This window comes from Klebsiella sp. HMSC09D12, assembly GCF_001808475.1.
GTDB classification, from domain to species: Bacteria; Pseudomonadota; Gammaproteobacteria; order Enterobacterales; family Enterobacteriaceae; genus Klebsiella; species Klebsiella oxytoca.
This window is the reverse complement of record NZ_KV793506.1, coordinates 231,499-256,447: the sequence shown is the minus strand read 5'-3', so window position 1 is coordinate 256,447 and position 24,949 is coordinate 231,499. Positions and strand designations below refer to the sequence as shown.

Sequence of the window (24,949 nt, the reverse complement as noted above, 5' to 3'; positions counted from 1 at the left end):
CTCGTCTGGCCGATGCCGCCCGGCATCGGCGGCAAGACTTTACATAAAGAACTTCACGGCCTGCTGGAGGGTGGTGCCGACGCCCCATAAAAGCGGCACGCTCACCGCTAACCAGCTTACGATTAACAGCAGCGTGGACGGGCGGGCCTCCCACGTGAGCTGAGCATCCTTATTGATGGTATACAGACCTTTCGCCTGCTGCTGCTGTTCCGCGGTCATCGCATGCTCTTCCGTCAGCGGACGCACCAGCTGATTACAGATAAAACCCAACACCAGCAGGCCGGTCAGGACCATCAGCGTTATATCGTAGACGCGCTCGGGCGGGACCCCGTGCGTCAACTGATACTCGCGCAGATAGTTCACCAGAACCGGGCCGCTGATCCCCGCCGCCGACCAGGCGGTTAACAAGCGTCCATGAATCGCGCCCACCATTTGTGAGCCAAAGACATCAGCCAGATAGGCGGGAATACTGGCAAAACCTCCGCCGTACATCGAAATGATAATGCACATCGCGCAGACATAAAGCGCGATATAGCCGCCGTGATTCACCAGCGGCAACGTCCCGTACAGCACGGCGCCCAGGCAGAAAATGATCGCAAAGGTCATTTTTCGCCCGCACAGATCGGATACCGATGCCCAGAAAAACCGTCCCAGGATGTTAAACAGGCTGAGCAGGCCGGTAAATCCTGCGGCCATGGTAGCAATGCGTTTCAGCTGCTCGCCGTTCAGCTCATGCCAGCTGAGATCGAGCGACAGCAGTTTTCCGGCAAAGATCTCCTGCAGCATCGGCGAAGCCATACCGAGAATACCGATCCCCGCGGTGACGTTGAGCCATAGCACCATCCACAGCAGCCAGAACTGTGGGGTACGGCAGGCGACGCGGACGTGCACCTGGATCGTGGGATTATTGCGGATCGTTTTTTGCGCCTTCTCGCCCGAAGGGTGCCAGCCCATGGGCGGCAGGCGATAGCCAAAGGTACCGGCAAGCATAAATAGCGCATAAATCGCCGCCAGCGCCAGAATGCTTTGCCATACCCCGTTGCCGGTCGGACCGGCGAAGTAATTCATCAGACCATTTGCCAGCGGCGCCCCCACCAGCGCTCCCCCGCCAAAACCCATGATCGCCATCCCGGCCGCCATTCCGCGCTTGTCAGGGAACCAGCGCAACAGCGTCGAAACCGGTGAAATATAGCCCAGTCCGAGACCGATTCCGCCGATGACCCCGGCCCCCAGCCACAGCAACCATAGCTGATGGAAATAGATGGCGACGCTGGATAGCAGCAGGCCGCCGCACCAGCATAAGGTGGCAATAAAGCTCACCAGCCGCGGTCCAACCTTCTCAAGCCAGCTGCCCCACAGCGCCGCCGAACAGCCGAGAAAAACAAAAAACAGCGTGTAGGTCCAGCCGAGCATGGAGATTTTCCAGTCGCAATCGCGGGTAAACAGCTGCTGCCAGAACGACATATTGACGGGGCATTGAAGGGACTCGCTTCCTCCTATGAGCTGCGACATAGGCAGCCAGTAAACGGAAAACCCATAGGCCATACCTATGCAGAGATGAACGGCCAGTGCGGCCGGTGGCACCAGCCAGCGGTTAAAACCGGGCCTGGCGATGATACGTGGTTTCGCGAAAAAATCGCGTAGGGGAGAGACCGGTGCGGTCGCGATGTTTTCATTCATTTGCGCCATTTTCCTGTCCTTTTTATCTACATTGGCCGACGAATGCTGCGGTCGGGGAACGTAGATAAAAGGCAAGAAAGGTGCCATTTGATTAATTTGTGTACAAAAATGGCGACTGAAGCGAGCAAGCTTCGCTGAAGGGATGAGGCGAAAAGCCAGCCCTCGGCAACGAAGGCGCCTGTCGGGATAAAATCGCCGGGCGCGCTATTATTTTGATAAACGTCGATCTCAGAGTGATACGCGGTGCGAGGTGGCGATGGCGCGCGGCGCTGAGCGTCTTTGACGTCAGCGCTCTCCTCTGCTGGCCAGCAGAACGCGACCGGCACGGTGTTTGCTGTGAAGGGCGGGCGAGGGCGCGTACCGGCCTGCTCGCCCGGCGCACGTTAGCTTAAGGTATCAATCCATTCGCTCTGGCGCGGGTTCTGCCGACGATAGCAGTGTACCGACACCGCCAGCTGCGTCAGGTCGGTGAAAACCATCGGATCGAGCTGAATATGCTTTTTAATCTGCTGCAGCCGGTAGGTGAGCGTATTGCGATGAATCCCCAACAGCAGCGACGTTTTTCCCGGCTCGGCGTTATTGGCAATAAAGCTGCTGAGGGTATCCAGCAGCACTTCGCCGGAATCATGCTCAAGCAGCTGGCGTACGTTATTGATAAAAAAATTGACCATATAGCTGTCTTCCAGCACCCGGAACAGGCAGAGCATCGCCATTTCGCGAAAGTAGTAGATCTGCCGCTGCGGCTGCACTTTGCTCCCCACCTCAATCACCGAACGGGCGAATCGGATGGCCTCGCGAATATCCGGAGCGCTGTCAGCCTGCACGCCAATGCCGATATGGTAATGGCTGATCTGATTGCTGAGGACAAACTCGATGCCCCGCAGCAGCGTTTCCTGGGATTCGCTCAGCGTATTGAGGATCAGGATCTCATTGCTGCCCAGCAAAATGACGTCTCTTACCCCGGCCAACTGCGAGAATTCTCGCAGCAGCGTACTCAGTATTTCGCTTAGCTGATGCTGTTCAACCTGCACGGTCACCACGACCGGCACCAGCGGCGCATCAAAAGCGAAGCCAAGCTCAACCAGGCGATGAAGCGCTTCCTGTCCGGCGGGCGAAGCGCCTTGATCAAGATATTGACCAAACAGGGTATCGCGCAGACGCTGTCGCCAGTTGGTTTCCCGCATCTCTATGGCCTGGCGGACCAGCAGCTCGGCGGTGAGTACCGCCAGTTCAGCATAGCGGCTGATCGCTGCGGGATCGCCGCTGATGCCCACCACCATCACCACGCGATCGTCATAGATAATGGGATGATTAATACCGGGATGCACATTCTGGAAACGCGCGGCTTCCGCGGTGTTGTTAATACAAATGCGTTTACCGGTACGTATCACCTCACGGGCGATCTCATGCTGCTCGCCGATACGATGCCGTTCACCTGAGGCAATGATCTGTCCATGATGGTCAATCACGTTCACGTTATGATGAATTATCGCCATTGCCCGGGCGACAATTTCATTAGCCAGCGCCGTCGTAATAATCATACAGTTATCCGCTTATGTGCCTCTCCGCGCCGCCCGCTCAGAAAGGTTCGTAGAACATTCTCCGCTGCGTCGGCGAGGAGCTGTTCGCATGTGTTCATCGACTCCGCCAGCGGCATAGGGCGCTGGCAAATAGACCACATCGCGTCAATATGGTGTTGATACAATTGCCGACTGCTCTCATCGCGTCCGCCGCAAAGGGCCACAACCGGTACGCCGTGGCGCGCCGCTTTGCCCGCCACGCCCACCGGGGCTTTACCAAAGGCGCTCTGACGATCGAGCCAGCCTTCCCCGACGATGGTCAGCGCGGCATCGCTAAGATGGCGGTCGGCGTTAAGCAGTTCCAGCACCAGGTCAATGCCCGGGCGCAGCGTGGCGCCCGCATAAGCGATCAGCGCGGCCCCCATACCGCCCGCGGCCCCGGCGCCGGGCCGTTCGCTGACGTCGTAGCCGAGCGTTTGCGTAAGCTGCCGACTGTAGTGCGCCATACCCGCCTCCAGTTCCCTGAGCGCGGCCTCGTCCGCGCCTTTCTGCGCGCCATACACCCAGGTGGCGCCATTTTCCCCAAGCAGAGGATTCGTGACGTCGCAGGAGGCCTGTATTTCGGCCTGTCGTAAGCGCGGATCCATGGCGCTTAAATCGATGCGCTGAATATGCGCAAGATCCTGACCCGCCGCGGGAACCGGCAGCAGCGTGCCGTCCTCGCGCCAGAAGCGGGCGCCAAGCGCCTGGGCAAAACCGATACCGCCATCGTTGGTCGCGCTGCCGCCCAGCCCGATAATCAAATGCCGACATCCGGCATCCAGCGCCGCTTTTACCTGCTCACCCAGCCCAAAGCTGCTGGCCAGACGCACATCCCGCTGCGCTTTCGGCGTGAGCTCCAGCCCACAGCTTTGCGCCATCTCGATAATGGCCCGTTCGCCGGGCAGGATCAGAAACGCGGCCTCTACGGAGAGACCGTAAGGCGAGGTGCAATGCTGCTGCTGCCACCTTGCGCCCTTCAGCTGCGGACTTTCCGCAAGGGCCGAGAGCAGCCCCTCTCCGCCGTCCGACACGGGCATTTCGACCAGCTCCAGCCCCTCGTCAACCCGGCGCAACCCCTGTGCTACCGCTGCGCAAGCGGCCTGCGCGCTACAGCTACCCTTAAACGAATCCAGCGCGATAACAATCTTCATGCGTTCTCCTGCGTTAATGCGCTTTGCGCGGCGTTTTATCGGTGGTCATGAGCTGCAATAACATCCCCAGCAGCGCGCATCCCGCCATGGTAAAGAAGGCGTAGATATAACCCGCCGGATTTTCCCATCCCCCACCGAACTGGATGAGCCAGCCCATAAGCAATGGCGAAATGCCGCCGCCGATAAACATCGCCGTGGTGATAATGCCGTTGGCGGTAGAGGTGGCGCGTTCTTCGGCGGAGTCCGAAGCCATTGCGTAGTAAATAGGCCACACGGCGTTGGCCACCAGGCCAAAAAATAGCTGAATGGCGATAAGACGCGGCATATTGGTGGCGAAATAGAACAGCGCAATGCCGATACTCATCCACAGACCGCAGACGATCAGAGTACGTTTACGGCCAAAGCTATCGGACAGCCAGGGCCAAATTATCTGGCCCAGGGTACCGGTAAGCGTGAAGATAATACTTAGCCCGGCGGATGCTGCCAGCGACAGGCCGGAGACGTGATAAAGATACGGCGGCAGCACAACGTTAATGCCCATATAGACAATTTGCGTCAGCAGGGTATTGCCCGCCGTTAGCGAAATATTGCGGTTGCGCAGGGTGCGTAAAAAGGTCTTCATCCCTTCGCCTTTGGCAACATGGCTGCTTTCCTGGGTCGCCGGGCGCGTCATCCCCTGGCTATCGATATGCTGATAAAGCGTGTTGATGCGATCGGCGGTGGAATATTTCGCCCAGAAAATCATCAGCGGGATGGCGACGATCAGCGCCAGCAGGAAGCAGTAGCGCCAGCTGCCTTCGCCAAATGCGGAAAGCACCAGACTTGCCACCACGCCGCTCAGCAGCGCGCCAATCGGATAGCCGGTATGATGCACCCCCAGCGCGAAGCCGCGTTTCTCTTTCGGCCACCACTCTGCGGTGTTGCTGACGCCGACGGGCTCGCCCCAGCCGGCCCCGAGGTTGACGCCAACGCGCAGCAGCACAAAGGCCGTCAGCCCGTGGCTGATCGCTTTAATACCGGAAAGAAAAGAGAGGGCGGTATAGCCCAGCACCAGCGGTACCTGAAAGCGCGCTCGTTTCCAGCCTGAACCGTAGCGATCGCTCCAGATGGAGCCGGGGATATCCAGCACCGCGAGGGCAACCATAATCAGGGCGACGACGTTGCCCCACTGTTCCGGCGAGAGCGAAAACTCTTTAGAAATGACCGGGCCAAGGCGCAGGATCATCTCGCGATCGTAGGCGTTAAGCACCCAGATTAGCCAGCAAACCAGCAGCGAAACCCAGGAGAAACGATGTATCAGCCGCTTTTTTCCACCTTGTTCGCCGGCAGGTGTGTGATTGATTGTTGTCATAGTCGTGTTTACTCCGCGGCGTCGCGACAGCATGATGCGCGCCGCCTGGTGTCAGGGTCAGAGTCAGTTCGCCGGGTATTATTGTTATCGCGGCGAGCCGGAGGTTCGCTTAGCCGGCAAAACGCCGCTCCGCTACGCCGGTCACGCCCAGGTCGTACAGGGCGAACAGGCTGCCGCGCAGCTGATTATCTTCCGGGAAGCGCGGGAGGGGCGGCTGCGCCATTGAGGTGACGTACAGCACGTCGAGGTTTTCGCCGCCGAACATAACGCTGGTCACTTTTTTCACCGGCATCTCAATGATGCGATCGATCTTGCCCTCCGGCGTGTAGCGCACCAGCTTGCCCGCGTAGACCAGCGCGTTCCACAGATAGCCTTCGCTGTCCACGGTGGCGCCATCCGCCGCGCCGCCTTCGCTGCTATCGACACGGCAAAAGACTCGTTCTCCGGAGAGATCGCCGGTCGCGGTGTTGTAGTCCCAGGCGCAGATTTCGCCCGTCCAGGTATCGGCAAAATAGAACGTCTCGCCGGAGGGGCTCCAGCAGGGGGCGTTAGAGACGATGATATTTTTCTTCAGCACGTGTAGTGACAGATCGGCGTCCAGGCGATATAGCGCGCCGCTCGGCTCCTCTTCACGCATATCCATCGATCCGAACAGAAAACGTCCCTGACGATCGACTTTGCCGTCGTTGAGCCGGTTAAAGGGCCGGTCCGCTTCCGGGTGGTGCAGCAGCGTCAGCTCGCCGCTGGCGAAGTCGAGCAGATGCACGCCATTCTGTAGCGCCACCACCGCGCCTTCGCCGTTCTGGCGCAGGGCGAACGAGCCAATTTTCTGCCGCACGTCCCAGCTCTTAATCGCGCCGCCCTGCGCGTTACAGGCGAACAGGCGCCCGTCGAGGCTGTCCACCCACCAAAGACGCTGCTGTTCGACATCCCAGACCGGGCTTTCGCCGAGTCGAGTTTTTAAATCCAGTAAGACTTCGATGCGCATAAGGACCTCCTGATTACGCTTTTTCGCCGCCGGCTTGTTTTGCCGATGCTCTGCCAGGGGATGACGAACTTTTGATGAACAGAGACACCAGCGCGCCGATGATCAGTAGCGCGACGGCGAACCATAAGCCGGACGTTGCCGCGCCGGTGCGATCCTCAAACGCGCCGAGAATAAACGGCCCGAGAAAGCCCCCGCACAGCCCGAGACAGTTAAGCAGGCCGAAGCTGCCCGCCAGCATATGCCCGCTCATGATCGAGGGGAGCCAGTTAAAAATGATGGATTGCATGGCGAAGAACATGAAGGCGGCCAGCGAGAAGCCAAGCAGCGCCACGCCGTGGCCGGCAATCGCGCCAATCGCCATGCCGGTCGCCATGACCAGATATCCGGCCATCAGCATGCTGCGCGAACGCTGTTCCGTCCGGGCGAAACGCGGCAGCAGGATCCCGCCAGCGGCGGCTGCGATCCACGGGATGGCGGTCAGCAGACCGATCTGCAGCGGAGTAAGCTGGCCCCAGCTACCGATGATCCCCGGCAGGAAATAACTCAGGCCGTAAACCGAAAACTGATGGGTAAAGTAAATCAGCACCAGTAACAAAAACACCCGGGTGGTGAGCGCGGTTTTCAGGGAAAATCGGCTTGGCGTATGGCGCGTCTCCTCGGCTTCTTTCTCCAGTACCGCGTTGATAGCCTGCACGTCGTCGCTGTCCAGCCAGCGGGCGTCGGCCGGTTTATCCGGCAGTCTGCGCCAGACGACGAAAGCCAGCGCTATCGCGGGCAGCCCTTCGATAAAGAACATCCACTGCCAGCCGTGCCAGCCGGACATTCCATCAAGGCTTAATAACAAACCGCCCAGCGGCGCGCCGATAATGTTGGCCAGGCAGACCCCCAGCAGGAACAGACCGGTGGCTTTAGCGCGCTCTTCGCGGCCAAACCAGAGGGTCAGGTAGTAAATAATGCCCGGATAGAGCCCCGCTTCGGCGGCGCCGAGCAAAAGGCGCATCACATAAAAGGACGTAGGCCCGGTGACAAACGCCATACCGCAGGAGATGATCCCCCAGGTGATCATGATGCGGGCGATCCAGCGCCGCGCGCCAATCCGGGTTAAAAACAGGTTGCTGGGGATCTCCAGCACCGCGTAGGTGAGAAAAAACAACCCGGCCCCGAGGCCGAATGCGGTTGCGGAAAGGCCGATATCCACCGACATGGTCGCTTTCGCCATGCCAATATTGGTGCGATCAATAAAGCTGATGATGTACGCCACGATAAGCAGCGGCATCAAATGGCGGTAGATCTTTTTATGGGTGCGCTGTAGCGGCGTCCCGTTTACCGCCTTTTCATTTATTGCGGACATGGTTATTATTTCCCCGTATTCGTGGTCAGAAGCCTTGCCGGGATCGAGACGATCCCGTTCGTCAGCTCACAGGTTGTCGCCGGGTGCTGACCCGAACGACGCCCGGCCCGAAGCCCCACTTCGGGCCGTCTTTTCCTAAGCGCCTTCGCGCTCGAACAGCATAGAAATCCCCTGGCCGCCGCCGATGCACATGGTGACCAGACCGGTGCGCGCGCCGCTGCGCGCCATTTCATACATCAGTTTGACCGGCAGGATCGCACCGCTGGCGCCCACCGGGTGGCCGAGGGCGATCGCGCCGCCGTTGACGTTAACGCGGGCTGGATCGAGACGCAGATCGTTCATCACCGCCAGCGCCTGGGCGGCGAAGGCCTCATTGAGTTCAATTAAATCGATGGCGTGAACATCCATATTGAGACGATCCATCAGGCGTCGGGTCGCGGGAGAGGGGCCAAACCCCATAATCTCCGCGCCGCAGCCGGCGACCGCCCAGCCGCGAATGCGCATGCGCGGAGTTAAGCCGCGCTGTTCCGCCTGCTGGCGGGTCATCATCACCAGCGCGGCCGCGCCGTCGTTAATGCCGGAGGAGTTGGCCGCCGTCACCACGCCGTCGGCTTTAAATGCCGGACGCAGCGCGGCGAGCTTTTCGCGCGGGGTGTCGCGCGGGTGTTCATCGGTCGCGAACAGGCGGGTCGCTTTTTTGCCGTCCGGCACCTCAAGGGCCAGAATCTGCTCGCGGAAGCGATCCTCAGCGATCGCCTTCAGCGCCTTCTGCTGGCTCGACCAGGCGAAATCGTCCATCGCTTCACGGGTAATACCGAAGCGTTGCGCAACGTTTTCCGCCGTGATGCCGTTGTGATAAGGCCCTTCCGGCCAGGTGAGGATGGAGATCAGTCCATCTTCCAGCTCGCCGTGGCCCATGCGATAGCCATCGCGCGCTTTGCGCAGGTAGTAGGGCAGCTGGGTCATATTTTCTGTTCCGCAGGCGACGACCACCTCGGCTTGGCCGCTTTGCAGCTGCATCATGCCGTCCGCCAGGGCCTGAAGTCCGGAGCCGCACTGGCGGTTAACCGAATACGCGGTGCTCTCCTGCGGGATCCCCGCCCGCAGCTGGCAGATGCGGGCGATAAAACCGCTTTCGGCGATTTGCCCGACGTTGCCGACGATCGTTTCGTCGATATCCTGCGGCGCAAGTCCGGCGCGGGCGATCGCTTCGCGAATGACCGCTGCTCCGAGGTCATGCTGGTGGGTATGCTTAAGACTGCCGTTAAACGTGCCAATAGCGGTACGGACGCCGCTGACAACCACAATATCATTAGCCTGTGTCATCGTTTTTCTCCTTACAGCACCATGCCGCCGCCGACGTTAATCACTTCACCGTTGATATAGCGCGCGCCGTCAGACGCCAGAAACGCCACGCACTCGCCAACGTCTTTCGCCTCCCCGGCGTAGCCCGCAGGGATTTTGTTGATCATGATTTGCCAGACGTTTTCCGGGACGCCGCGCGTCATATCGGTATCGATAAAGCCCGGGCAGATGGCGTTAACCGTGACGCCTTTTTTCGCCAGTTCGCGGCAGGCGGTTTTGGTCATTCCCACCACGCCGGCTTTTGACGCCGAATAGTTGGTTTGTCCGACGTTGCCAAGCCAGCTGGCGGAAGCGATATTGATAATGCGGCCCGCGCCGCGCTCGCGCATGCGGACGGCGGCCTGCTGCATACAGAGAAAAGTGCCCTTCAGATTGACATCGATCACCGTGTCCCAGTCCGCTTCGGAGAGTTTGTGCAGCATGGCGTCGCGGTTGATTCCGGCGTTATTCACCACAATATCCACCGGGCCAAACGCCTCTTCGGCCTGGGAAAACAGCGCTTCGACCTGCGCTTTTTCACCGATATTGCAGCTGATAAACAGCGCCTGTGCGCCCGATTCGCGCAGGGACGCGGCGGCGGCTTCGCCGTGCGCGTCGCGATCGGCGATGATCACTCGCGCGCCTTCCCGCGCAAGCACCTGAGCAATGCCAAAGCCGATACCGCGCGCGGCGCCGGTAACAATGGCGGTTTTACTGGCAAGTTTCATAGCTAATTTCCTTGTGAGTCAGAGGATGAATTCCGGGACAGATGTTCCGCGAGGCCGCAGGGCTGCGGGGTGAACAAGCGACTGTCCATAACCTGAAGATCCGCGGCGATCGCCGGACGAAAATCCATATGCGCCAGGATGTCGCGCTCAAGATCGATACCGGGGGCGATTTCCGTCAGCACCGGCCCCTCCGGGCGTAGTTCGAAAACTGCCCGCTCAGTGACGTAATGCATAGTTTGTCCTTTGGCGCGGGCCAGCTCGCCGTTGTAAGAAATCTGATTAACCCCGGCGACGAATTTACGTACCTCGCCTTCGTGCCGGATATGCAGGGCCCCTTGTTCACAGGCGATCTCCAGCCCTTTGGCGGTAAAAGAGGAGCAGAACACGACGTGGCGGGCATTCTGGGTGATATCGATAAAACCGCCCGCGCCGGGGCAGGATGCGCCGAGCCGCGTGGCGTTGACGTGGCCGTGCGGGTCCATCTCGCCGGCGCCCATAAAGGTGATATCGACCCCCGCGCCGTTGTAATAAAGCATTTGATCCTGGTGGCTTATCATCGCGCTCAGGTTACGACCAATGCCGAAATCAACGCCGCCCGCCTGCTGCCCGCCGTAGATCCCTGATTCCACGGTGATGGTGACCTGCTCGCCGAGCCGTTCTTCGTGAATGATGGCGCCAATAACATCATTGGGAATGCCGGTGCCGAGATTGATGACGCAGCCTGGCGTCAGGTAGCGGCAGGCAATTCGTCCGATAAGCTTGCGCAGGTCGAGCGGCAGCGGCGCGTTCTGCGCGGCGGGTAGCTGGATATCGCCGCACAGCGCCGGATCGAAGTCCCAGCTGGAGGTCTGGCGATGATCCGCTTGCGGCTCTTCGCACACCACAATGGCGTCGATCAGGTTGCCGGGAACGGTGATGCTTTTCGGATGCAGCGAGCCTTTCGCCACGCGATATTTCACCTGCGCCAGCACCTTCGCCCCATAGCGTCTGGCGGCGAGAACCGCGTGCAGAACTTCCAGCTTCATCACCTCTTCATCGGTCGTGAGGTTGCCCTCTTCATCAGCATGGGTGCCGCGCACAATAACCACGTCCAGCGGAATGGCCGGGTAGAACAGATATTCGTCGCCGCGAAACGTCACGTGCTCGATCAGATCGGACCGTTCGCGGGTGCGGGCGTTCATCCGCCCGCCTTCCATGCGCGGATCGACAAAGGTACCGAGCCCGACGGGGGAAAGCCGCCCGGTAAGCCCGGCGGCCATCGCGCTATAGAGATGGACGATCTGCCCCTGCGGCAGGCACCAGGCTTCCACTTCGTTGTTGTTGATCATCGCCATCCAGCGCGGCGCCAGGCCCCAGTGCGAGCCGATAAGCCGCGTCACCATACCCGGATGGGCGAAGTGCTGGATGCCGCGCTGGCGATCGCTTTGCCCAGCGGCATGCAGCAGCGTCAGGTCGCGCGGTTCGCCCGCGGTCAGAAAGCGCGCTTCGATAGCGCTTAAAATGGACTCCGCCGCGCCGATAAGCGTCATCCCGACGGTGCAGACGGTGTCGCCGCTGGCGACCCACTGCGCCGCTTGATGGGCGTCGATAAATTTGCTGCTCACTTTTTATCCTCCGTTGATAGCGTGATGATGGATTCCGCGAGGCGCGTTTTGAGCTGCTGTTTGCTCACTTTTCCGTTATGGGTACGCGGTAAAACGCGGGTGAAAATAATGCGCGCCGGCAGCTTAAAGCGGGCGATTTTGATCTTTAGCCAGCCGAGGATCTCTTCGCTGGTCAGGTGGTGCTGGCCGTCCGGCACGATAAACGCCACCGGCTCTTCGCCATAGACCGGGCTGGGGGTCGGGATCACGGCAACTTCCCGCACTCCCCGATAGGTAGAGAGGATGTTCTCCAGCTCCAGCGAGTAGATCTTCTCTCCGCCGCGATTGATCATGTCCTTGCTGCGGTCTTTGATGTACAGCCAGCCTTCGTCGTCGAGATAGCCCAGATCGCCGGTACAAAACCAGCCCTGCGCATCGCAGCTCGGGCGTCGTTCGCTGTGCTGCCAGTACTCGCGGATCACCACATCGCCTTTTAGCCAGATATGCCCGATTTGCCCGGCGGGGAGGGGCTGCTGGCGATCGTTGCGGATCGTAATGGCGAGGCCGGGGATCGCCTGGCCCGAACTGCCGCATTTATCGCTGCCCCAGACGTCGCCCGGAAAAATCGTCGCGGGCGAGGTCGTTTCGGTGAGACCGTAGATCGGCTGAATCGCCGTATGCGGAAACAGGGTTTTTAACTCGTTGATCAGTCCGTCGCTCAGGTGGCCCGCGCCGCAGGCAATCGTGCGTAGCGCGGGAAAATCGCCCGGATGGCTGGCGCTCTGCTCGCGCGCGGCCTGGCACAGCAGGATAAAAATGGTTGGCGAGCCGTGCAGAAAGGTAATGTTCTTCTCGCGCAGGGTGTTGATCACCTGCGGGGCGTTGAACCGGTGCTGAAGCCAGATGCTCGCGCCGAGGCTAATAAACAGCGCCAGCAGCGCCGACAGGCCGGTGATGTGATAGATAGGTACCGCCAGAATGGTGCTATCCGCGGCGGTGAGATTCAGTTTTTGCGTATAGGCGTCAATCGCGCAGAGCAGGTTATTGTGCGTGATAATCGCCCCTTTCGGTTCTCCGGTGGTACCGGAGGTGAACATCATCACCGCCGTATCGTCGCGGTTAATCGGGACCGGCTGGCGGGTCAGCGGTTCGGGAAGTGAGAGCGCCTGCCATTCGCTGAGTGAAACCGCGCGCGCGTCGGGGGTGTGTTTCAGCCAGTCCTGTACGGTCGCATCGAACAGCACGACCCGCGGGGCGATATGGCCCACCAGCTCCTCGCTCTCGGCCTGCTTAAGCTTAGTGCTGAAAGGCACCACTTCGATGCCCAGACCAAGCGCGGCAAAAAGGACTTCGCAAAAAGCGGGATGATTCCCCCAGGCCAGCAGGATTCGGTCGCCTTTGCGCAGCGACCAGACCTGGTCAAGCTGCGCCATCGCTCGCTGTACCCGCAGGTGAAAATCGCGGTACAGATAGCGCCGATCCTCAAACGCCAGCGCCAGGGCATCCGGGCTACGGGCGGCGCTGTGGCTCAGGGCCTGGTACAGATTCTGGAAGTCGGCGGAGGTGCTGCTCATTTGTCTCTCCTGATATTGCGTATTGACTGGAAGTAGTCTGGGGAAATTCAGGAGAGGAAATTGCCGAATGGCTCACAATAGAAAATCAACAAAACAGAAGCAATTTTGTAACATTGCACAATAGGCAGGAGAGGCCGGGTGGGGGGGAGAAAATCTGGAATCAGGCAGGCTTTTGTAAAGCCTGAGGAAGCCCGCTTTTAGACCCGTATTAACCGGGCCTAAAAGGGAGAAGGGGATCAGGCCGGCCGCTTAGCGCTTAAAGGCATCGAACTCGAGCCGTTCGCCATCGGGGCCGCGAATAAGCAGGAAGCGCACGTTGTCTTCTTCTATCGGCCCTTCATCGAGCGGATAACCGAGCGCCGCCAGCCGCTGCTGCACCGCATCCAGGTCGCGGACTTCCAGCGCCAGATGATCGATACCGCAGCGAGGAGCGTCAAAGGGCGTTCCTGCGGGAAGCTGATACAGCTCGAGGACGGCGCCCGCCATTTCCAGGAACGCGACTTCAATAGTGCCCTGCGGCGACGGCTTGCTAAACCGCTGCTGGCGCTGAAAGCCCAGCGGTTCATAGAAGGCAAGCGAACGCGTTAAGTCACTGACCTGATAGCCAATATGAGCAATCGTGTTGATAAGTTCGCGCATGTTATACCCCCTTACGCACGCACCAGAAACCGTAGAAAGCGACATACACAAAGCACAGGAGCGGAGCGATAAAGGCGATTTGCATATTGCCGCCGTTCATATCCGAGATAATGCCCATCACCAGCGGAATAACGGCCCCGCCGATAATCGACATCACCACGATCGAGCCTGCGGTCTGGGTATCTTTCCCCATCCCTTTGATGACCAGACCAAAGTTCGTCGGCCAGCATGGCGCCATACAGAAGCTGACCAGAATGAGCGCATAGACCGCCAGCATTGAACTGCTGAATACGGCAACCAATAAAAGGACAGTGGCGGCCAGGGCAAAGCTACCGAGCAGCAGCGCCGGGTTCAGGCGGTTCATCAACCAGGTGGCCACGGTTTTACCCACCGCGTAAATCACCAGAGAAGCCAGCAGCCAGTAGGTCGCGGAGTGCTCGCTGGTGCCCTGCTGCACGAGCTGCACAAAGCGAATCGTGAAGCTCCATACGCCAACCTGGGCGCCGACGTACAAAAACTGCGACAGGATCCCGAGGCGAAAGCGCGGGATAGCAAACAGGCGTTTCAGCGTAGGTCCCATGCTTTCCGTCGGGAGTTGCTGCTGCTGAGAGGGCGTGCCCTTGCACGACGGGAATTTAATAAACACGAACACCAGCGCCAGCACCACCAGCACGGAGCCGATAATCAGATAGGGTCCGACCACCTGGCCGACCATTTGATGGCGCGCAGCGTCCGCGGCGGCGGCGGGCATCGCCAGCAGCTGTTCATGGCTCGGATCGTTCTCGCCAAACACCATCACCTGGCCAATCAGCACGCCGGAAATCACGCCCAGCGAGTTGAAGATCTGCGAAAAGTTAATGCGCTGGGTGGACGATTGAATCGGGCCCAGCAGGCTTGAATAGGTGTTTGCCGATGTTTCCAGAAAAGAGAGTCCGCAGGCGATCACCCCCAGGCAGGCGAGGAACGCGCCGTAGGTCATGATCTGCGCGGCCGGAACGAACAGGAAGCAGCCGAGGGCGTACAGGCACAGCCCAATAATGATCGCCGCTTTATAGGAATAACGCTTTATCAGCGCCGCCGCAGGCAGGGCGACAAAAAAGTAGCCGAGGAAAAAAATCGACTGCACCAGCGCCGTCTGGGTATCCGTTAAATCGAAGCCCTTTTTAAACTGGGCGATCAAAATATCATTCAGGTTGCCCGCCATCCCCCATAGCGCAAACAGGCAACAGACCAGTAAAAATTGCAGCCAGGGGGTATGCGGTAAATACGCGCTGGTGTCCAGTTTTTCATTGTGGACCGCCGCTTTATCGACCTTATCCGTGATTAGCGTACTCATTGAGCTATCCTCTTAATGGTTTTTATACAGTAGGGTTTATGCCATTTCATAATCAGAGGCGGCACGCAAAAGCCGTTCTCGTGCCTCCTGGTACTCAGGTAAAGATGATGCGCCCTGCTTTTCGACGCTGACGGCGGCGTAGGCCGCCGCAAATCGGGCTGCGGCATGCAGCGGCTCGCCGCAGGCCAGTCGCGCCGCCAGCGCGCCGTTGAAGGCATCGCCCGCGCCGGTGGTATCGCGGGGATGAGAAGGAAAGCACGGAATAGGGGATTTCACGCCCTGCTCGCTCAGCAGGGCGCCCTTTGCGCCGAGGGTGATAATGACGTTGCGCGCGCCTTGAGCATGCAGCGCATCGGCGGCCTCGGCCGCGGCCGCCAGAGAGTCAACCCGGCGCCCGGTCATTAACCCGGCCTCCGTGGCGTTCGGCGTGAGCAGATCCACTTTGCTTAGAAAGGCGTGCTCAACGGGCTGCCAGGGCGCAGGATTGAGCACCACGAAGGCCCCGGCCTCTTTGCCGGCGTCAACGACCTGCTCAATGGCGGAAAGATTGTTCTCCAGCTGAACCAGCACCACATCCGCGCAGCCGATAGCGGGAATGCAGCCGGCGATTTCATCATCAGTCACCGTCATATTCGCGCCGGGGTCGACGGCAATCATGTTTTCGGCATCATTGCCGGCCACATAAATCAGCGCGTTGCCGGTGGGGACGTCTTCGGCGACCAGCAGCGTCACGGCATTGAAGCCCACGCCTTTCAGATGACGGCGGGCAAAATGGCCGAAGGTATCATTGCCAATCTTGCCGATATAGTGGACATTCGCCCCCGCTTTTAGCGCGGCGGTGGCCTGGTTCGCCCCTTTCCCCCCGGCGCTGGTCATACTCCCGCAGGCCACTAACGACTCGCCCGGTACCGGAAAGCGCTCCACCCTGGCAACCATGTCGAAATTGAATGAACCAAAAACACAGACTTTTCCTGACATCATTCGCTCCTTTATACGAGCTCGGGGGAGTGCAGCGCGGCGGACAGATCGCGGGACATTTTTTCCCAGGCCTGCTCAAGCGGCATATCCGGGCGGAATAAACCGCTGCTGCCCATGACCAATATCTGCGCTCCGGCTCCCAGCAGCTCGCGGTAGGTGTTGCGATTGCATGAGCCGTCGACTTCCAGCAAGAAGCTGAGGTTGCCGCTCTCTTTTAGCTGATGAAGCTGCGCGATTTTGGCGAGCATTTCGGGAATAAAAGGCTGACCGGCATAGCCTGGATCGACGGTCATCACCGTCACCTTATCGAGCAGATGCAGATAGTGCTGGATGCTCTCAACCGGCGTGGCGGGATTGAGCACCACGCCCACCTCTTTCCCCGCCTGGCGAAGCATATTGATGAGCCGGAAGGCTTCGCGGCAGATGGTTTCCGGATGCAGTGAAATAGCGTCAGCGCCGGCTTCTATCAGCGACGGGATAAACGAGGCGGGCTCTTCGACCATCAGGTGGACATCGATGGGAAGCGATGTGTAGGGACGAATTTGCGCCACAAAGCTGGCCGATAGCGCCAGATTTTTGACATAGTGGCCGTCCATTATGTCGACATGCAGCCTGTCGGCTTTGCCGTTTAAAAAGTGCAGCTGTTCCGTCAGCTTCATCATGTCCATACACATGAGCGAGGGAGAAAGGTAATAACGCATAAGGCCTCATTTATTCCGGTAGTGGCTGATTTCAGGCAAAGTCTGGCCCTGCCGCGGGAAGCAGCGTTTCGACATTGCGCGTATTAACCGTCACGTCATGACGGCGTACTCAGGCGATTTGTAGGCCGACGTTATGCCAGGTCATCTCTTTTTCCAGCAGCGGATCGACAAACTTTTCGGTCACCAGACAGTCCAGCTCGCCCAATCCGCCGATGCGCGCGACGCCTGTTCGCCCCAGCTTGCTGCCGTCGACCAATGCCACGGTCTGACGGGCCGCCAGCATCATCTGTTTCAGCAGGGCTGCGTGGGCTTCCGTACCCGCATATAAGCCGCTATCGCGCTCCAGACCCTGGCAGGAGAAAAAGAGCGTATCGATGGCATACTCGCGCAGCGTTCGTGAGGCAGTTTCACCGAAGAACGACTCTTCGGTCGGGGAGAAGTCGCCCCCCAGCCCCACGAGATGCAACGAGCGTCGGCTCATCAGGGTTTGTAAGATGCGGATGGAGGGCGTAATAACCGTTAACGCCATCTCCGGCATCTGCCGGGCCAAAAACCAGCTGGTGCTGCTGCCGTCCAGGACGATGGTCTTTCCCGGCTGGAGAAACTGCAGCGCTTTACGGGCAACGCGCATTTTGCCTTCGCTGTGCAGCAGCGTTCTTTGCTGAAAGCTTCCCTGGCTATCTTCGACCGGCAGGGCGGACGCTGCCGCTCGGGTCGTCGGCAGCGGGTTTTCCGCCGCCAGCGCTCCGCCGTGGCTCCGATTTAAGATCCCTTTCCGTTCCAGCTCGCTCAGATCGCGGCGAATCGTTTCCCTTGAGACCCGAGTCGCTTGCGCAATCTCATTTACCCGCATCACGCCGCGTTGGCCCAGCAGTTCAACAATCAAACGATGACGTTCCAGCGGCAACATAGCTCTCTCCTGAAGTACATAATCAGATTACCTTTCCCTTGCGCAGGGCGTTGAGACCTCGGGAATGTCCGGCGAAGGCGAGCTTTTCGCTGCCGGACAGTGTGATAGCGCACGCATTTCGGCTGCACTGCCGCCAGCGTTTTTGCTATCTCGCCCGCTATTCAGGCATAAACAAAAACAAACAAAAATAAATGCAATATTGCCTTTGCGCCCGTTTATGACCGTTTGCGCCCGCTCTGCCAGGGCACTGTTCATTTCTTGCCTGCTAATTAAAAACAAATGAAAATAAAAAAATGCTAAATCGATCACGTTATTTTCATTTGATGCGTTTTTAAATGGATTCAAGCCGAATAACAGCATTAAATGAAAGCAATTAAAAACAAAGAGCAGGATAAGACCATGAATGAAACAACCCGTCGTTTTGCACGTTTAGTTGACCTGAGCGCAGTCCAGGCCACCAGTACCGAAGCGGACGTTCGCGCCTGCGCCGAGCTGGCTGCCCGATACAACATTATTTCCGTCCACGTTCTGCCCTGCTGGACGCGTTTTCTCAGTACGTTGCTGCCGCAGCAGGGCACGGGAGAGGTGATGATTGGCGGGCCGGTCGGTTTTCCCGGCGGCGGGCATGCCACCGACACCAAGGTTCAGGAGGTGCGCCAGCTGATTGCCGACGGCGCCCGCGAAGTGGATATGGTGGTGAATATCGGCAAAGTGTTATCCGGCGATTATGACTATGTGCGCGAAGATTTGCGCCGCGTGGTGGAAGCCGCCGCCCCGGTACCGGCTAAAGTGATCCTCGAAACGCACTATCTCAATGAGGAGCAGATTCGCCGCGTGTGCGATATCGCCGTAGAGGTGGGGATGAAGTGGGTCAAAACCTCTACCGGCTGGGCGCCCACCGGCGCCACGGTGGAAAAAGTCAGCATCATTGCCGACCAGCTTAAAGGCCGAATCGATATCAAAGGGGCCGGAGGCATTCGCGATCTGGCCACGGTGCGCGCGCTCTACCAGCTTGGCGTCCGCCGCTTTGGCATGAGCCATGGCGCAGTAACAAAGGTGCTGGCTGAACTGGAGCAGCATCCGGAACGTTTTCCCGAGCTGAACGCCGATTAAACTGAGAGACCGCGGGCCTGATGGCCCGCTTTAAGACGTCACCGGAGTCAGTGATGAAAGATAAAATACTCACGATTGATGTTGGCACTGGCAGCACCCGCGCCGCTATTTTGCGCATTGACGGCGCGATGATCGGCTTTGCGCAAAGAGAGTATGAGCAAACCACGCCGCGTGCGGGCTGGTCAGAACAGGCCCCTTCTCTATGGTGGCAGGCCGCCTGCGACTGCATACGCGAGGTGCTTTACCGCTATCCTGAAACGGCTGCGCAGATTGCGGTTATTGGCGCCTGCGGGCAAATGCACGGTACCGTTCTACTGGACGATCGCGGCGAGCTGGTGGAGGACAGGGCGCTGCTGTGGAATGATAAGCGTAGCCAGCCGCAGGTGGATGCCTTTAGCGCGCGCGAAGGGCGGGAGAAGTGGCTGGCGCATTTAAATAATCCACCCGCGGCGGCGTGGCCCGCTTTTAAATTAGCCTGGTGGCGTGAACATCATCCGGAGCGCTGGCCGCAGCTCGCCAAAGTGTTAATGCCGAAGGACTATATTAATTTCATGCTGACCGGCGCCCTGGCGACCGACTATAGCGAGGCGTCCTGCTATTTCCTGATGGACAGCGAAACCCGCGCCTGGTCTTCGCAAGCCTGCGAAACGTTTGGTCTGCGGGTCGATCAGCTACCGGATCTTAAACTTTCCAGCGACATAATCGGCCAGGTGACCCCACGCGCAGCCGGCCTGACGGGCCTGCCGGCGGGTATCCCGGTGGTTGCCGGTACGTCGGATATGGCGGCCTCTTTACTGGGTTCGGGAGTGTATGAACCGGGGATGGCGTCCGACTCTACCGGCACGTCGACGCTGATTACGGTGGTATCGCCGCGGCCGTTGCGCCATCCGTTGGTCAATAACCTTCATCTGGCTAACGCGGCCTGGGGCGGATTTACGATTCTCGACGCCGGCGGCGATGCCGTCCGCTGGGCGCGGCTGGCGCTGGCCGATAACCAGATTACGCATCCGCAGCTTTTGCAGGAAGCGGCAGCGGTGCCGGCGGGCGCGGAAGGGCTGCTCTTTCTTCCCTATCTGACCGGAGAACGCCTGGCCGAACACACGAACTCGCGGGCGCAGTTTTTCGGCCTGCAGCGTAAGCATCGCCGCGGTCATTTATTCCGCGCGGTCCTGGAAGGGGTGGCCTTTGCGTCCTGGCGCAATCTTCGCCAGCTGCAGGCGTGCGGGCAATATCCGCAACAAATGATCGCTTCCGGCGGCGGCGCGCGCAGCCCGCTGTGGCTTGAAATCAAAGCCGCGGCGTACAATCTTCCGATATTATCTACGCGCAATCAGGAGAATGGCGTCACCGGATGCGGTATTATCGCCGGGGTTGGCGCGGGGCTGTACGCCGATTTTGCCAGCGGCGTGAAGCAGACGGTGCAGTTCGACAAACTGATTTCGCCAGATCCCCGTCTGCGGGATTATTACCACGCCTGCAGCGAGCTTTTTGATACGCTGTACCGGCAATCCGCCGCCTTATACGACAGGCTGGATGCGCTCAGCGTGGGACCCGACTGATACGCAAAGGTAAGCCAGCGCCGCATCGCGCGTAACGTGCCGTAAATAAGAGAGAGGCAGAATGTTTGCAGAAGAAAGACAGGAGAAGTTGCTCAGTATTCTCAGGGAAAAACGCAAAGTGGCTGTTTCTGAGATGTGTGACGTCTTTAATGTATCTGGCGCCACCATTCGTGCCGATCTCCGCCAGCTGGAAGAGGAGGGGCTGCTGACCCGTACCCACGGCGGCGCCGTTCTTCGGACGCGGGCGAGCTTTGAACAGGCGTCGGACGCGCGCGAAATTGTTAACCTCAGCGCGAAAGAGCGGATCGGCCAGCGCGCGGCGGCGCTGGTTGAGGATGGCGACATTATCGTGCTGGATACCGGTACCACGACTCTGCATATCGCGCGCAATATTCGCGACCGACAGAACGTTACGGTGGTCACCAATGATTACCAAATCGCCCGCGAGCTGGAAGCCAGCCCCTCTATTCAAACCATTCTGCTGGGTGGGATCGTCAAGAAGGGATACCACTGCGTGGTGGCGATCAACGGACGTTCCATACTTGATACCCTGAACGTCGATAAAGCGTTTATGGGCGCCAATTCGCTGTCGCTGAAACACGGCGCCTGCGTGGCCGATATCATGCTGGCAGAAACGAAACGCGGCATGGTTGAACACGCCAGTCAGGTGATTATCGTCTGCGACTACAGCAAGCTGAATAATACCTCGCTTGCCCAGTTTACCGCCGCGGATCGTATTGATACCGTGGTGGTGGATCGTCTGCCTGATGACGTTCAGGCGTATCGTAATGCCGGCATTCAGGTGATCTCTCTGGATGAAGAGGCGCATCTCTAGCGTGCGGTTCCGGCGGCGCTAATTTAGCGGGAGAAGACGTTTTATTTTACGCGTTGCCTCTGTGGTAAAACTTTTCTCTTTATTAAATGCGTAACGACCTGTCTGGGTTGGGGGCAGCGCCTCTTCTCTGGCATATTCTGCTGTGATGCCTGCGGTAACCCACGGATATGATTAACGAATTTCCTCCGAAAAGCCGGGGGTAATCTACAGAACCCGCGCCACTTCATGTATGATTTTTCTCCCCGTTCGGGCGGCTGCGCTGATTTTCACCGGCCGCGCGCCGAGCGGTCGATCATTGCGGATAATGATTCAGGCGAAGAATATGATTCATCGCCAACGATAAATAACAATCCCGACCATCTTTCAGAACGCTGAATTATCGTGAGGGCATCACAGGGAGCATGACTATGAAAGGCGCTTATCTCGCACTTGCGCTCGGTTTATTTACCGGTTCGGCGCTGGCGGCCGAGCGGGTGATCCATTTTGGCACCAGCGCAACCTATCCGCCGTTTGAATTCGTCGACGGCAATAATCAGGTGGCGGGTTTTGATATTGATATCGCCAGAGCGGTATGTAAGGAGCTACAGGCTACCTGCAGCTTCACCAATCAGAGTTTTGATAGCCTTATTCCGGCACTGCGTTTTAAGAAAATGGATGCGGCGATCGCCGGGATGGATATCACGCCGCTGCGTGAGAAGCAGGTGGATTTTTCGACGCCGTACTTCAACGAACTGTCGGCGGTGGCGGTCGTGCGCAAAGATACCTTCCACACCTTTGCCGATTTAAAAGGCAAGAAGCTTGGTCTGGAGAACGGCACTTCCCATCAGCGCTACCTTCAGGATCGCCATCGTGAGATTGCGTCGCAGGCCTATGACAGCTATCTGAACGCGCTTGTCGATCTGCGTAACGGGCGGCTGGACGGCGTGTTTGGCGACGTATCGGCGATGAAAAACTGGTTAAAGGAAAACCCGGATTTCGTCATCATGGATGAGCGCGCCACCGACCCGGAGTATTACGGCAAAGGGCTGGGCATTGCGCTGCGTAAGAGCAATCCGCTGCTGGCGGAGATCAACCAGGCGCTGGAGAAAGTGATGGCTTCCCCTGAATACAGCGAAATTAAAGATCGCTGGATTAAATAATCCAGCCGATAGCGACCGGGAGTCTTAACTATTCTGCGTCACGCCCGTTCTTCGCCAGGAGCGGGAGCGATTCGTGACGCATTTGTTTTATATGCCAGTAAAACCTCTTTCTGTCGCTTAAAACGTCGTAATCCCTTCTTCGCCTTTCTGGCGCCCGGAATAGCGACTTTATAGCCGAATTTATTCTTCTCTTCGCCACGCGGGGACGGGCGGTGCGCCACCTTCGCTTGCTGGCAGCGGATAGCGGCTTATCCGTTCTTGCGGGTAACGTTTTTTTCACAATGACAATTGTGCATTTTATCGCTCTTTCCCCTCGCTGAGCATCTCAGGCATGTATTTATTAAGGTTATTGGTAGACAACAGCGTCGGCTGAACGGCACGGATAGCTACAAAAATAATTATATTTAACTGTTTGTTTTATAAATAAAATATCATCTAAGATGCTCTGTTTTATGATGTCAATCACATTTCCTCTCTCGCCAACTTTAAATCTGTAAAAGTAGACGTTTGTCGACTTTTCATCTAAAAAGTTGGGGGAAGGGACTAGACAGGACCATTATTAGGTTATCAAATGGTTAAATAACGTCACATTAAATGTGAATGATTGGCCTTGTGTATAAAAGGCCAACACGCTTTCCGCTGCGCTAAAGCGCTGCGGACATCTTTGGGAGAAGTTATGCATTCCTCTGTTAATAAAAATGAATCTCGGACCTTTTTCGGTCATCCTTACCCGCTCGGTTCGCTGTTTTTCACCGAAATGTGGGAACGGTTCTCGTTTTACGGCATTCGTCCATTACTGATCCTGTTTATGGCGGCCACCGTCTATGACGGCGGGATGGGGCTGGCGCGTGAGAACGCTTCGGCCATCGTCGGGATTTTTGCCGGGACCATGTATCTTGCCGCGCTGCCCGGCGGCTGGCTGGCGGACAACTGGCTCGGGCAACAAAAAGCGGTCTGGTATGGTTCGATACTGATCGCGCTGGGCCATCTCTCCATCGCGCTGTCGGCGGTGATGGGCGATAGCCTGTTCTTTATCGGCCTGATGTTTATCGTGCTCGGTTCCGGCCTGTTCAAAACCTGTATTTCGGTGATGGTTGGTACGCTGTACAAGAAAGGCGATGCGCGCCGCGATGGCGGCTTCTCGCTGTTCTACATGGGCATCAACATGGGCTCGTTTATCGCCCCGCTGATCTCCGGCTGGCTGATCAAATCCCACGGCTGGCACTGGGGCTTTGGCATCGGCGGCATCGGGATGCTGGTCGCGCTGATAATCTTCCGCGTCTTTGCCGTCCCGGCGATGAAACGCTATGACAGCGAAGTCGGCCTCGATTCCACCTGGAATAGCCCGGTAGTGAAACGAAACGGCGTCGGCGCATGGCTACTGGCGCTGACGGTAGGCGTAGCGGTTATTGTCGCGTTGATTGCCCAGGGCGTTATCGTGATTAACCCGGTGGCGGTGGCCAGCGTGCTGGTCTACGTGATTGCGGCGTCGGTGGTGCTCTATTTTATCTACCTGTTCGTCTTCGCCGGGCTGAGCCGTAAAGAGCGCGCCCGCCTGCTGGTATGCTTTATCCTGCTGATTTCGGCGGCCTTTTTCTGGTCAGCGTTTGAGCAGAAACCGACCTCGTTTAACCTGTTCGCTAACGACTATACCAACCGTACGATCGGCTCGTTCGAGATCCCGGCGGTGTGGTTCCAGTCGATTAACGCCCTGTTTATCATTCTGCTGGCGCCGGTATTTAGCTGGGCCTGGCCTGCGCTGGCGCGCAAAAACGTACGTCCGAGCAGCATCACCAAGTTTGTTATCGGTATTTTGTGCGCGGCGGCGGGCTTTGGCCTGATGATGCTGGCGGCGCAAAATGTCCTGAGCAACAACGGCGCGGGCGTTTCGCCGATGTGGCTGGTGGGCAGCATTCTGATGCTGACGCTGGGCGAGCTGTGCCTCAGTCCGATTGGTCTCGCGACCATGACTCTGCTGGCGCCGGAAAGAATGCGCGGCCAGATGATGGGGCTGTGGTTCTGCGCCAGCGCCCTGGGGAACCTGGCGGCGGGTCTGATTGGCGGTCACGTGAAGGCCGATCAGCTGGATATGCTGCCTGACCTGTTCGCACGCTGCTCCATTGCGCTGCTGATCTGCGCCGCGGTGCTGTGCCTGCTGATTGTTCCGGTGCGGCGGATGCTGGAAAACACCAAATCCAGCGAGCAAAAACCGGCGGCGAATGCCTGACGGCGAAAGCGGTAAATAAAAAGCCGGCGCTCTGCGCCGGCTTTTTATTGGTCAAACCCCGGATTGCGGCGCGAAGCGCCTTATCCGGGCTACCAGACCTGCAGACGGCGGTGAGTGGGGCTCGCAGACGGCGGTGAATGGTGGGGGTTACCGGTCCGCAGACGGTGGTGAACCTGTAGCCCGGGCAAGGCGCGTTAAGC

General features: G+C 58.5%; 21 protein-coding genes. 5 read left to right on the top strand and 16 right to left on the bottom strand.

The window, feature by feature from the left end:
• Positions 1–39 precede the first annotated feature (39 nt).
• The 16 genes from HMPREF3178_RS25705 to HMPREF3178_RS30485 form a co-directional block, all read right to left on the bottom strand.
• Positions 40–1,689, bottom strand: coding sequence for an OFA family MFS transporter (locus tag HMPREF3178_RS25705; protein ID WP_004105444.1), 1,650 nt, complete (start codon positions 1,687–1,689; stop codon positions 40–42).
• A 374-nt stretch (positions 1,690–2,063) separates the two neighbouring features.
• On the bottom strand, positions 2,064–3,221 hold the full coding sequence (locus tag HMPREF3178_RS25700; RefSeq protein WP_004105443.1) for a CdaR family transcriptional regulator: 1,158 nt from the start codon (positions 3,219–3,221) through the stop codon (positions 2,064–2,066).
• A complete protein-coding gene (locus tag HMPREF3178_RS25695) occupies positions 3,218–4,393 on the bottom strand; it encodes a glycerate kinase (RefSeq protein ID WP_004105441.1) in 1,176 nt (391 codons plus the stop codon). The genes HMPREF3178_RS25700 and HMPREF3178_RS25695 overlap by 4 nt, the downstream gene beginning before the upstream one ends.
• 13 nt (positions 4,394–4,406) lie before the next feature.
• Complete coding sequence (locus tag HMPREF3178_RS25690; protein ID WP_004105439.1) at positions 4,407–5,777, bottom strand: MFS transporter; 1,371 nt, start codon at positions 5,775–5,777, stop codon at positions 4,407–4,409.
• 76 nt (positions 5,778–5,853) lie between these two features.
• Positions 5,854–6,732, bottom strand: coding sequence for an SMP-30/gluconolactonase/LRE family protein (locus HMPREF3178_RS25685; protein WP_004105431.1), 879 nt, complete (start codon positions 6,730–6,732; stop codon positions 5,854–5,856).
• 13 nt (positions 6,733–6,745) lie between these two features.
• On the bottom strand, positions 6,746–8,083 hold the full coding sequence (locus tag HMPREF3178_RS25680; RefSeq protein WP_004105428.1) for an MFS transporter: 1,338 nt from the start codon (positions 8,081–8,083) through the stop codon (positions 6,746–6,748).
• 135 nt (positions 8,084–8,218) lie between these two features.
• Positions 8,219–9,409 carry a thiolase family protein gene (locus HMPREF3178_RS25675; RefSeq protein WP_004105426.1) on the bottom strand — a complete coding sequence of 397 codons (1,191 nt, stop codon included), beginning with the start codon at positions 9,407–9,409 and terminating at the stop codon, positions 8,219–8,221.
• 11 nt (positions 9,410–9,420) lie between these two features.
• Positions 9,421–10,155 (bottom strand): 3-oxoacyl-ACP reductase FabG, encoded by a 735-nt coding sequence (fabG, locus tag HMPREF3178_RS25670; RefSeq protein WP_004105424.1) that lies wholly within the window; start codon positions 10,153–10,155, stop codon positions 9,421–9,423.
• Between the two features lie 2 nt (positions 10,156–10,157).
• Positions 10,158–11,759 carry an acyl CoA:acetate/3-ketoacid CoA transferase gene (locus tag HMPREF3178_RS25665; RefSeq protein WP_004105422.1) on the bottom strand — a complete coding sequence of 534 codons (1,602 nt, stop codon included), beginning with the start codon at positions 11,757–11,759 and terminating at the stop codon, positions 10,158–10,160.
• The gene (locus HMPREF3178_RS25660) at positions 11,756–13,312 is read right to left on the bottom strand and encodes a class I adenylate-forming enzyme family protein (protein WP_070585598.1); all 1,557 of its coding nucleotides are present in this window, start codon (positions 13,310–13,312) and stop codon (positions 11,756–11,758) included. The genes HMPREF3178_RS25665 and HMPREF3178_RS25660 overlap by 4 nt, the downstream gene beginning before the upstream one ends.
• A gap of 249 nt (positions 13,313–13,561) precedes the next feature.
• Positions 13,562–13,951, bottom strand: coding sequence for a VOC family protein (locus HMPREF3178_RS25655; protein WP_004105420.1), 390 nt, complete (start codon positions 13,949–13,951; stop codon positions 13,562–13,564).
• Position 13,952: 1 nt separating this feature from the next.
• The gene (fucP, locus tag HMPREF3178_RS25650) at positions 13,953–15,287 is read right to left on the bottom strand and encodes an L-fucose:H+ symporter permease (protein WP_004105419.1); all 1,335 of its coding nucleotides are present in this window, start codon (positions 15,285–15,287) and stop codon (positions 13,953–13,955) included.
• A 36-nt stretch (positions 15,288–15,323) separates the two neighbouring features.
• Positions 15,324–16,265, bottom strand: a complete 942-nt coding sequence (locus tag HMPREF3178_RS25645) for a ribokinase (RefSeq protein WP_016809705.1) — start codon at positions 16,263–16,265, stop codon at positions 15,324–15,326.
• An 11-nt stretch (positions 16,266–16,276) separates the two neighbouring features.
• Positions 16,277–16,966 (bottom strand): D-allulose 6-phosphate 3-epimerase, encoded by a 690-nt coding sequence (gene alsE / locus HMPREF3178_RS25640; protein ID WP_004115216.1) that lies wholly within the window; start codon positions 16,964–16,966, stop codon positions 16,277–16,279.
• A 109-nt stretch (positions 16,967–17,075) separates the two neighbouring features.
• Positions 17,076–17,876, bottom strand: a complete 801-nt coding sequence (locus tag HMPREF3178_RS25635; RefSeq protein ID WP_004105414.1) for a DeoR/GlpR family DNA-binding transcription regulator — start codon at positions 17,874–17,876, stop codon at positions 17,076–17,078.
• Positions 17,877–17,903: 27 nt separating this feature from the next.
• Positions 17,904–18,185 carry a hypothetical protein gene (locus HMPREF3178_RS30485; RefSeq protein ID WP_162098317.1) on the bottom strand — a complete coding sequence of 94 codons (282 nt, stop codon included), beginning with the start codon at positions 18,183–18,185 and terminating at the stop codon, positions 17,904–17,906.
• A gap of 54 nt (positions 18,186–18,239) precedes the next feature.
• Between HMPREF3178_RS30485 and deoC the strand changes: the two genes are divergently transcribed.
• The 5 genes from deoC to HMPREF3178_RS25610 all read left to right on the top strand — a co-directional run bounded on the left by deoC (position 18,240) and on the right by HMPREF3178_RS25610 (position 24,749).
• On the top strand, positions 18,240–18,989 hold the full coding sequence (gene deoC / locus HMPREF3178_RS25630; protein ID WP_032705146.1) for a deoxyribose-phosphate aldolase: 750 nt from the start codon (positions 18,240–18,242) through the stop codon (positions 18,987–18,989).
• Between the two features lie 53 nt (positions 18,990–19,042).
• Positions 19,043–20,548: a xylulokinase gene (locus HMPREF3178_RS25625; RefSeq protein ID WP_023321578.1), complete on the top strand. Its 1,506-nt coding sequence runs from the start codon at positions 19,043–19,045 to the stop codon at positions 20,546–20,548.
• A gap of 61 nt (positions 20,549–20,609) precedes the next feature.
• A complete protein-coding gene (locus HMPREF3178_RS25620) occupies positions 20,610–21,383 on the top strand; it encodes a DeoR/GlpR family DNA-binding transcription regulator (RefSeq protein WP_009654966.1) in 774 nt (257 codons plus the stop codon).
• A 407-nt stretch (positions 21,384–21,790) separates the two neighbouring features.
• Positions 21,791–22,522, top strand: coding sequence for an arginine ABC transporter substrate-binding protein (locus tag HMPREF3178_RS25615; protein ID WP_004105407.1), 732 nt, complete (start codon positions 21,791–21,793; stop codon positions 22,520–22,522).
• A 676-nt stretch (positions 22,523–23,198) separates the two neighbouring features.
• The gene (locus HMPREF3178_RS25610) at positions 23,199–24,749 is read left to right on the top strand and encodes a peptide MFS transporter (RefSeq protein WP_004115211.1); all 1,551 of its coding nucleotides are present in this window, start codon (positions 23,199–23,201) and stop codon (positions 24,747–24,749) included.
• The last annotated feature ends 200 nt before the right edge of the window (positions 24,750–24,949 follow it).

Coding starts and splice junctions, on each gene's coding strand:
- HMPREF3178_RS25705 (WP_004105444.1), bottom strand. CDS start 1,689: ATGGCGCAAATGAATGAAAACATCGCGACCGCACCGGTCTCTCCCCTA.
- HMPREF3178_RS25700 (WP_004105443.1), bottom strand. CDS start 3,221: ATGATTATTACGACGGCGCTGGCTAATGAAATTGTCGCCCGGGCAATG.
- HMPREF3178_RS25695 (WP_004105441.1), bottom strand. CDS start 4,393: ATGAAGATTGTTATCGCGCTGGATTCGTTTAAGGGTAGCTGTAGCGCG.
- HMPREF3178_RS25690 (WP_004105439.1), bottom strand. CDS start 5,777: ATGCTGTCGCGACGCCGCGGAGTAAACACGACTATGACAACAATCAAT.
- HMPREF3178_RS25685 (WP_004105431.1), bottom strand. CDS start 6,732: ATGCGCATCGAAGTCTTACTGGATTTAAAAACTCGACTCGGCGAAAGC.
- HMPREF3178_RS25680 (WP_004105428.1), bottom strand. CDS start 8,083: ATGTCCGCAATAAATGAAAAGGCGGTAAACGGGACGCCGCTACAGCGC.
- HMPREF3178_RS25675 (WP_004105426.1), bottom strand. CDS start 9,409: ATGACACAGGCTAATGATATTGTGGTTGTCAGCGGCGTCCGTACCGCT.
- fabG (WP_004105424.1), bottom strand. CDS start 10,155: ATGAAACTTGCCAGTAAAACCGCCATTGTTACCGGCGCCGCGCGCGGT.
- HMPREF3178_RS25660 (WP_070585598.1), bottom strand. CDS start 13,312: ATGAGCAGCACCTCCGCCGACTTCCAGAATCTGTACCAGGCCCTGAGC.
- HMPREF3178_RS25655 (WP_004105420.1), bottom strand. CDS start 13,951: ATGCGCGAACTTATCAACACGATTGCTCATATTGGCTATCAGGTCAGT.
- fucP (WP_004105419.1), bottom strand. CDS start 15,287: ATGAGTACGCTAATCACGGATAAGGTCGATAAAGCGGCGGTCCACAAT.
- HMPREF3178_RS25645 (WP_016809705.1), bottom strand. CDS start 16,265: ATGTCAGGAAAAGTCTGTGTTTTTGGTTCATTCAATTTCGACATGGTT.
- alsE (WP_004115216.1), bottom strand. CDS start 16,966: ATGCGTTATTACCTTTCTCCCTCGCTCATGTGTATGGACATGATGAAG.
- HMPREF3178_RS25635 (WP_004105414.1), bottom strand. CDS start 17,876: ATGTTGCCGCTGGAACGTCATCGTTTGATTGTTGAACTGCTGGGCCAA.
- deoC (WP_032705146.1), top strand. CDS start 18,240: ATGAAAGCAATTAAAAACAAAGAGCAGGATAAGACCATGAATGAAACA.
- HMPREF3178_RS25625 (WP_023321578.1), top strand. CDS start 19,043: ATGAAAGATAAAATACTCACGATTGATGTTGGCACTGGCAGCACCCGC.
- HMPREF3178_RS25620 (WP_009654966.1), top strand. CDS start 20,610: ATGTTTGCAGAAGAAAGACAGGAGAAGTTGCTCAGTATTCTCAGGGAA.
- HMPREF3178_RS25615 (WP_004105407.1), top strand. CDS start 21,791: ATGAAAGGCGCTTATCTCGCACTTGCGCTCGGTTTATTTACCGGTTCG.
- HMPREF3178_RS25610 (WP_004115211.1), top strand. CDS start 23,199: ATGCATTCCTCTGTTAATAAAAATGAATCTCGGACCTTTTTCGGTCAT.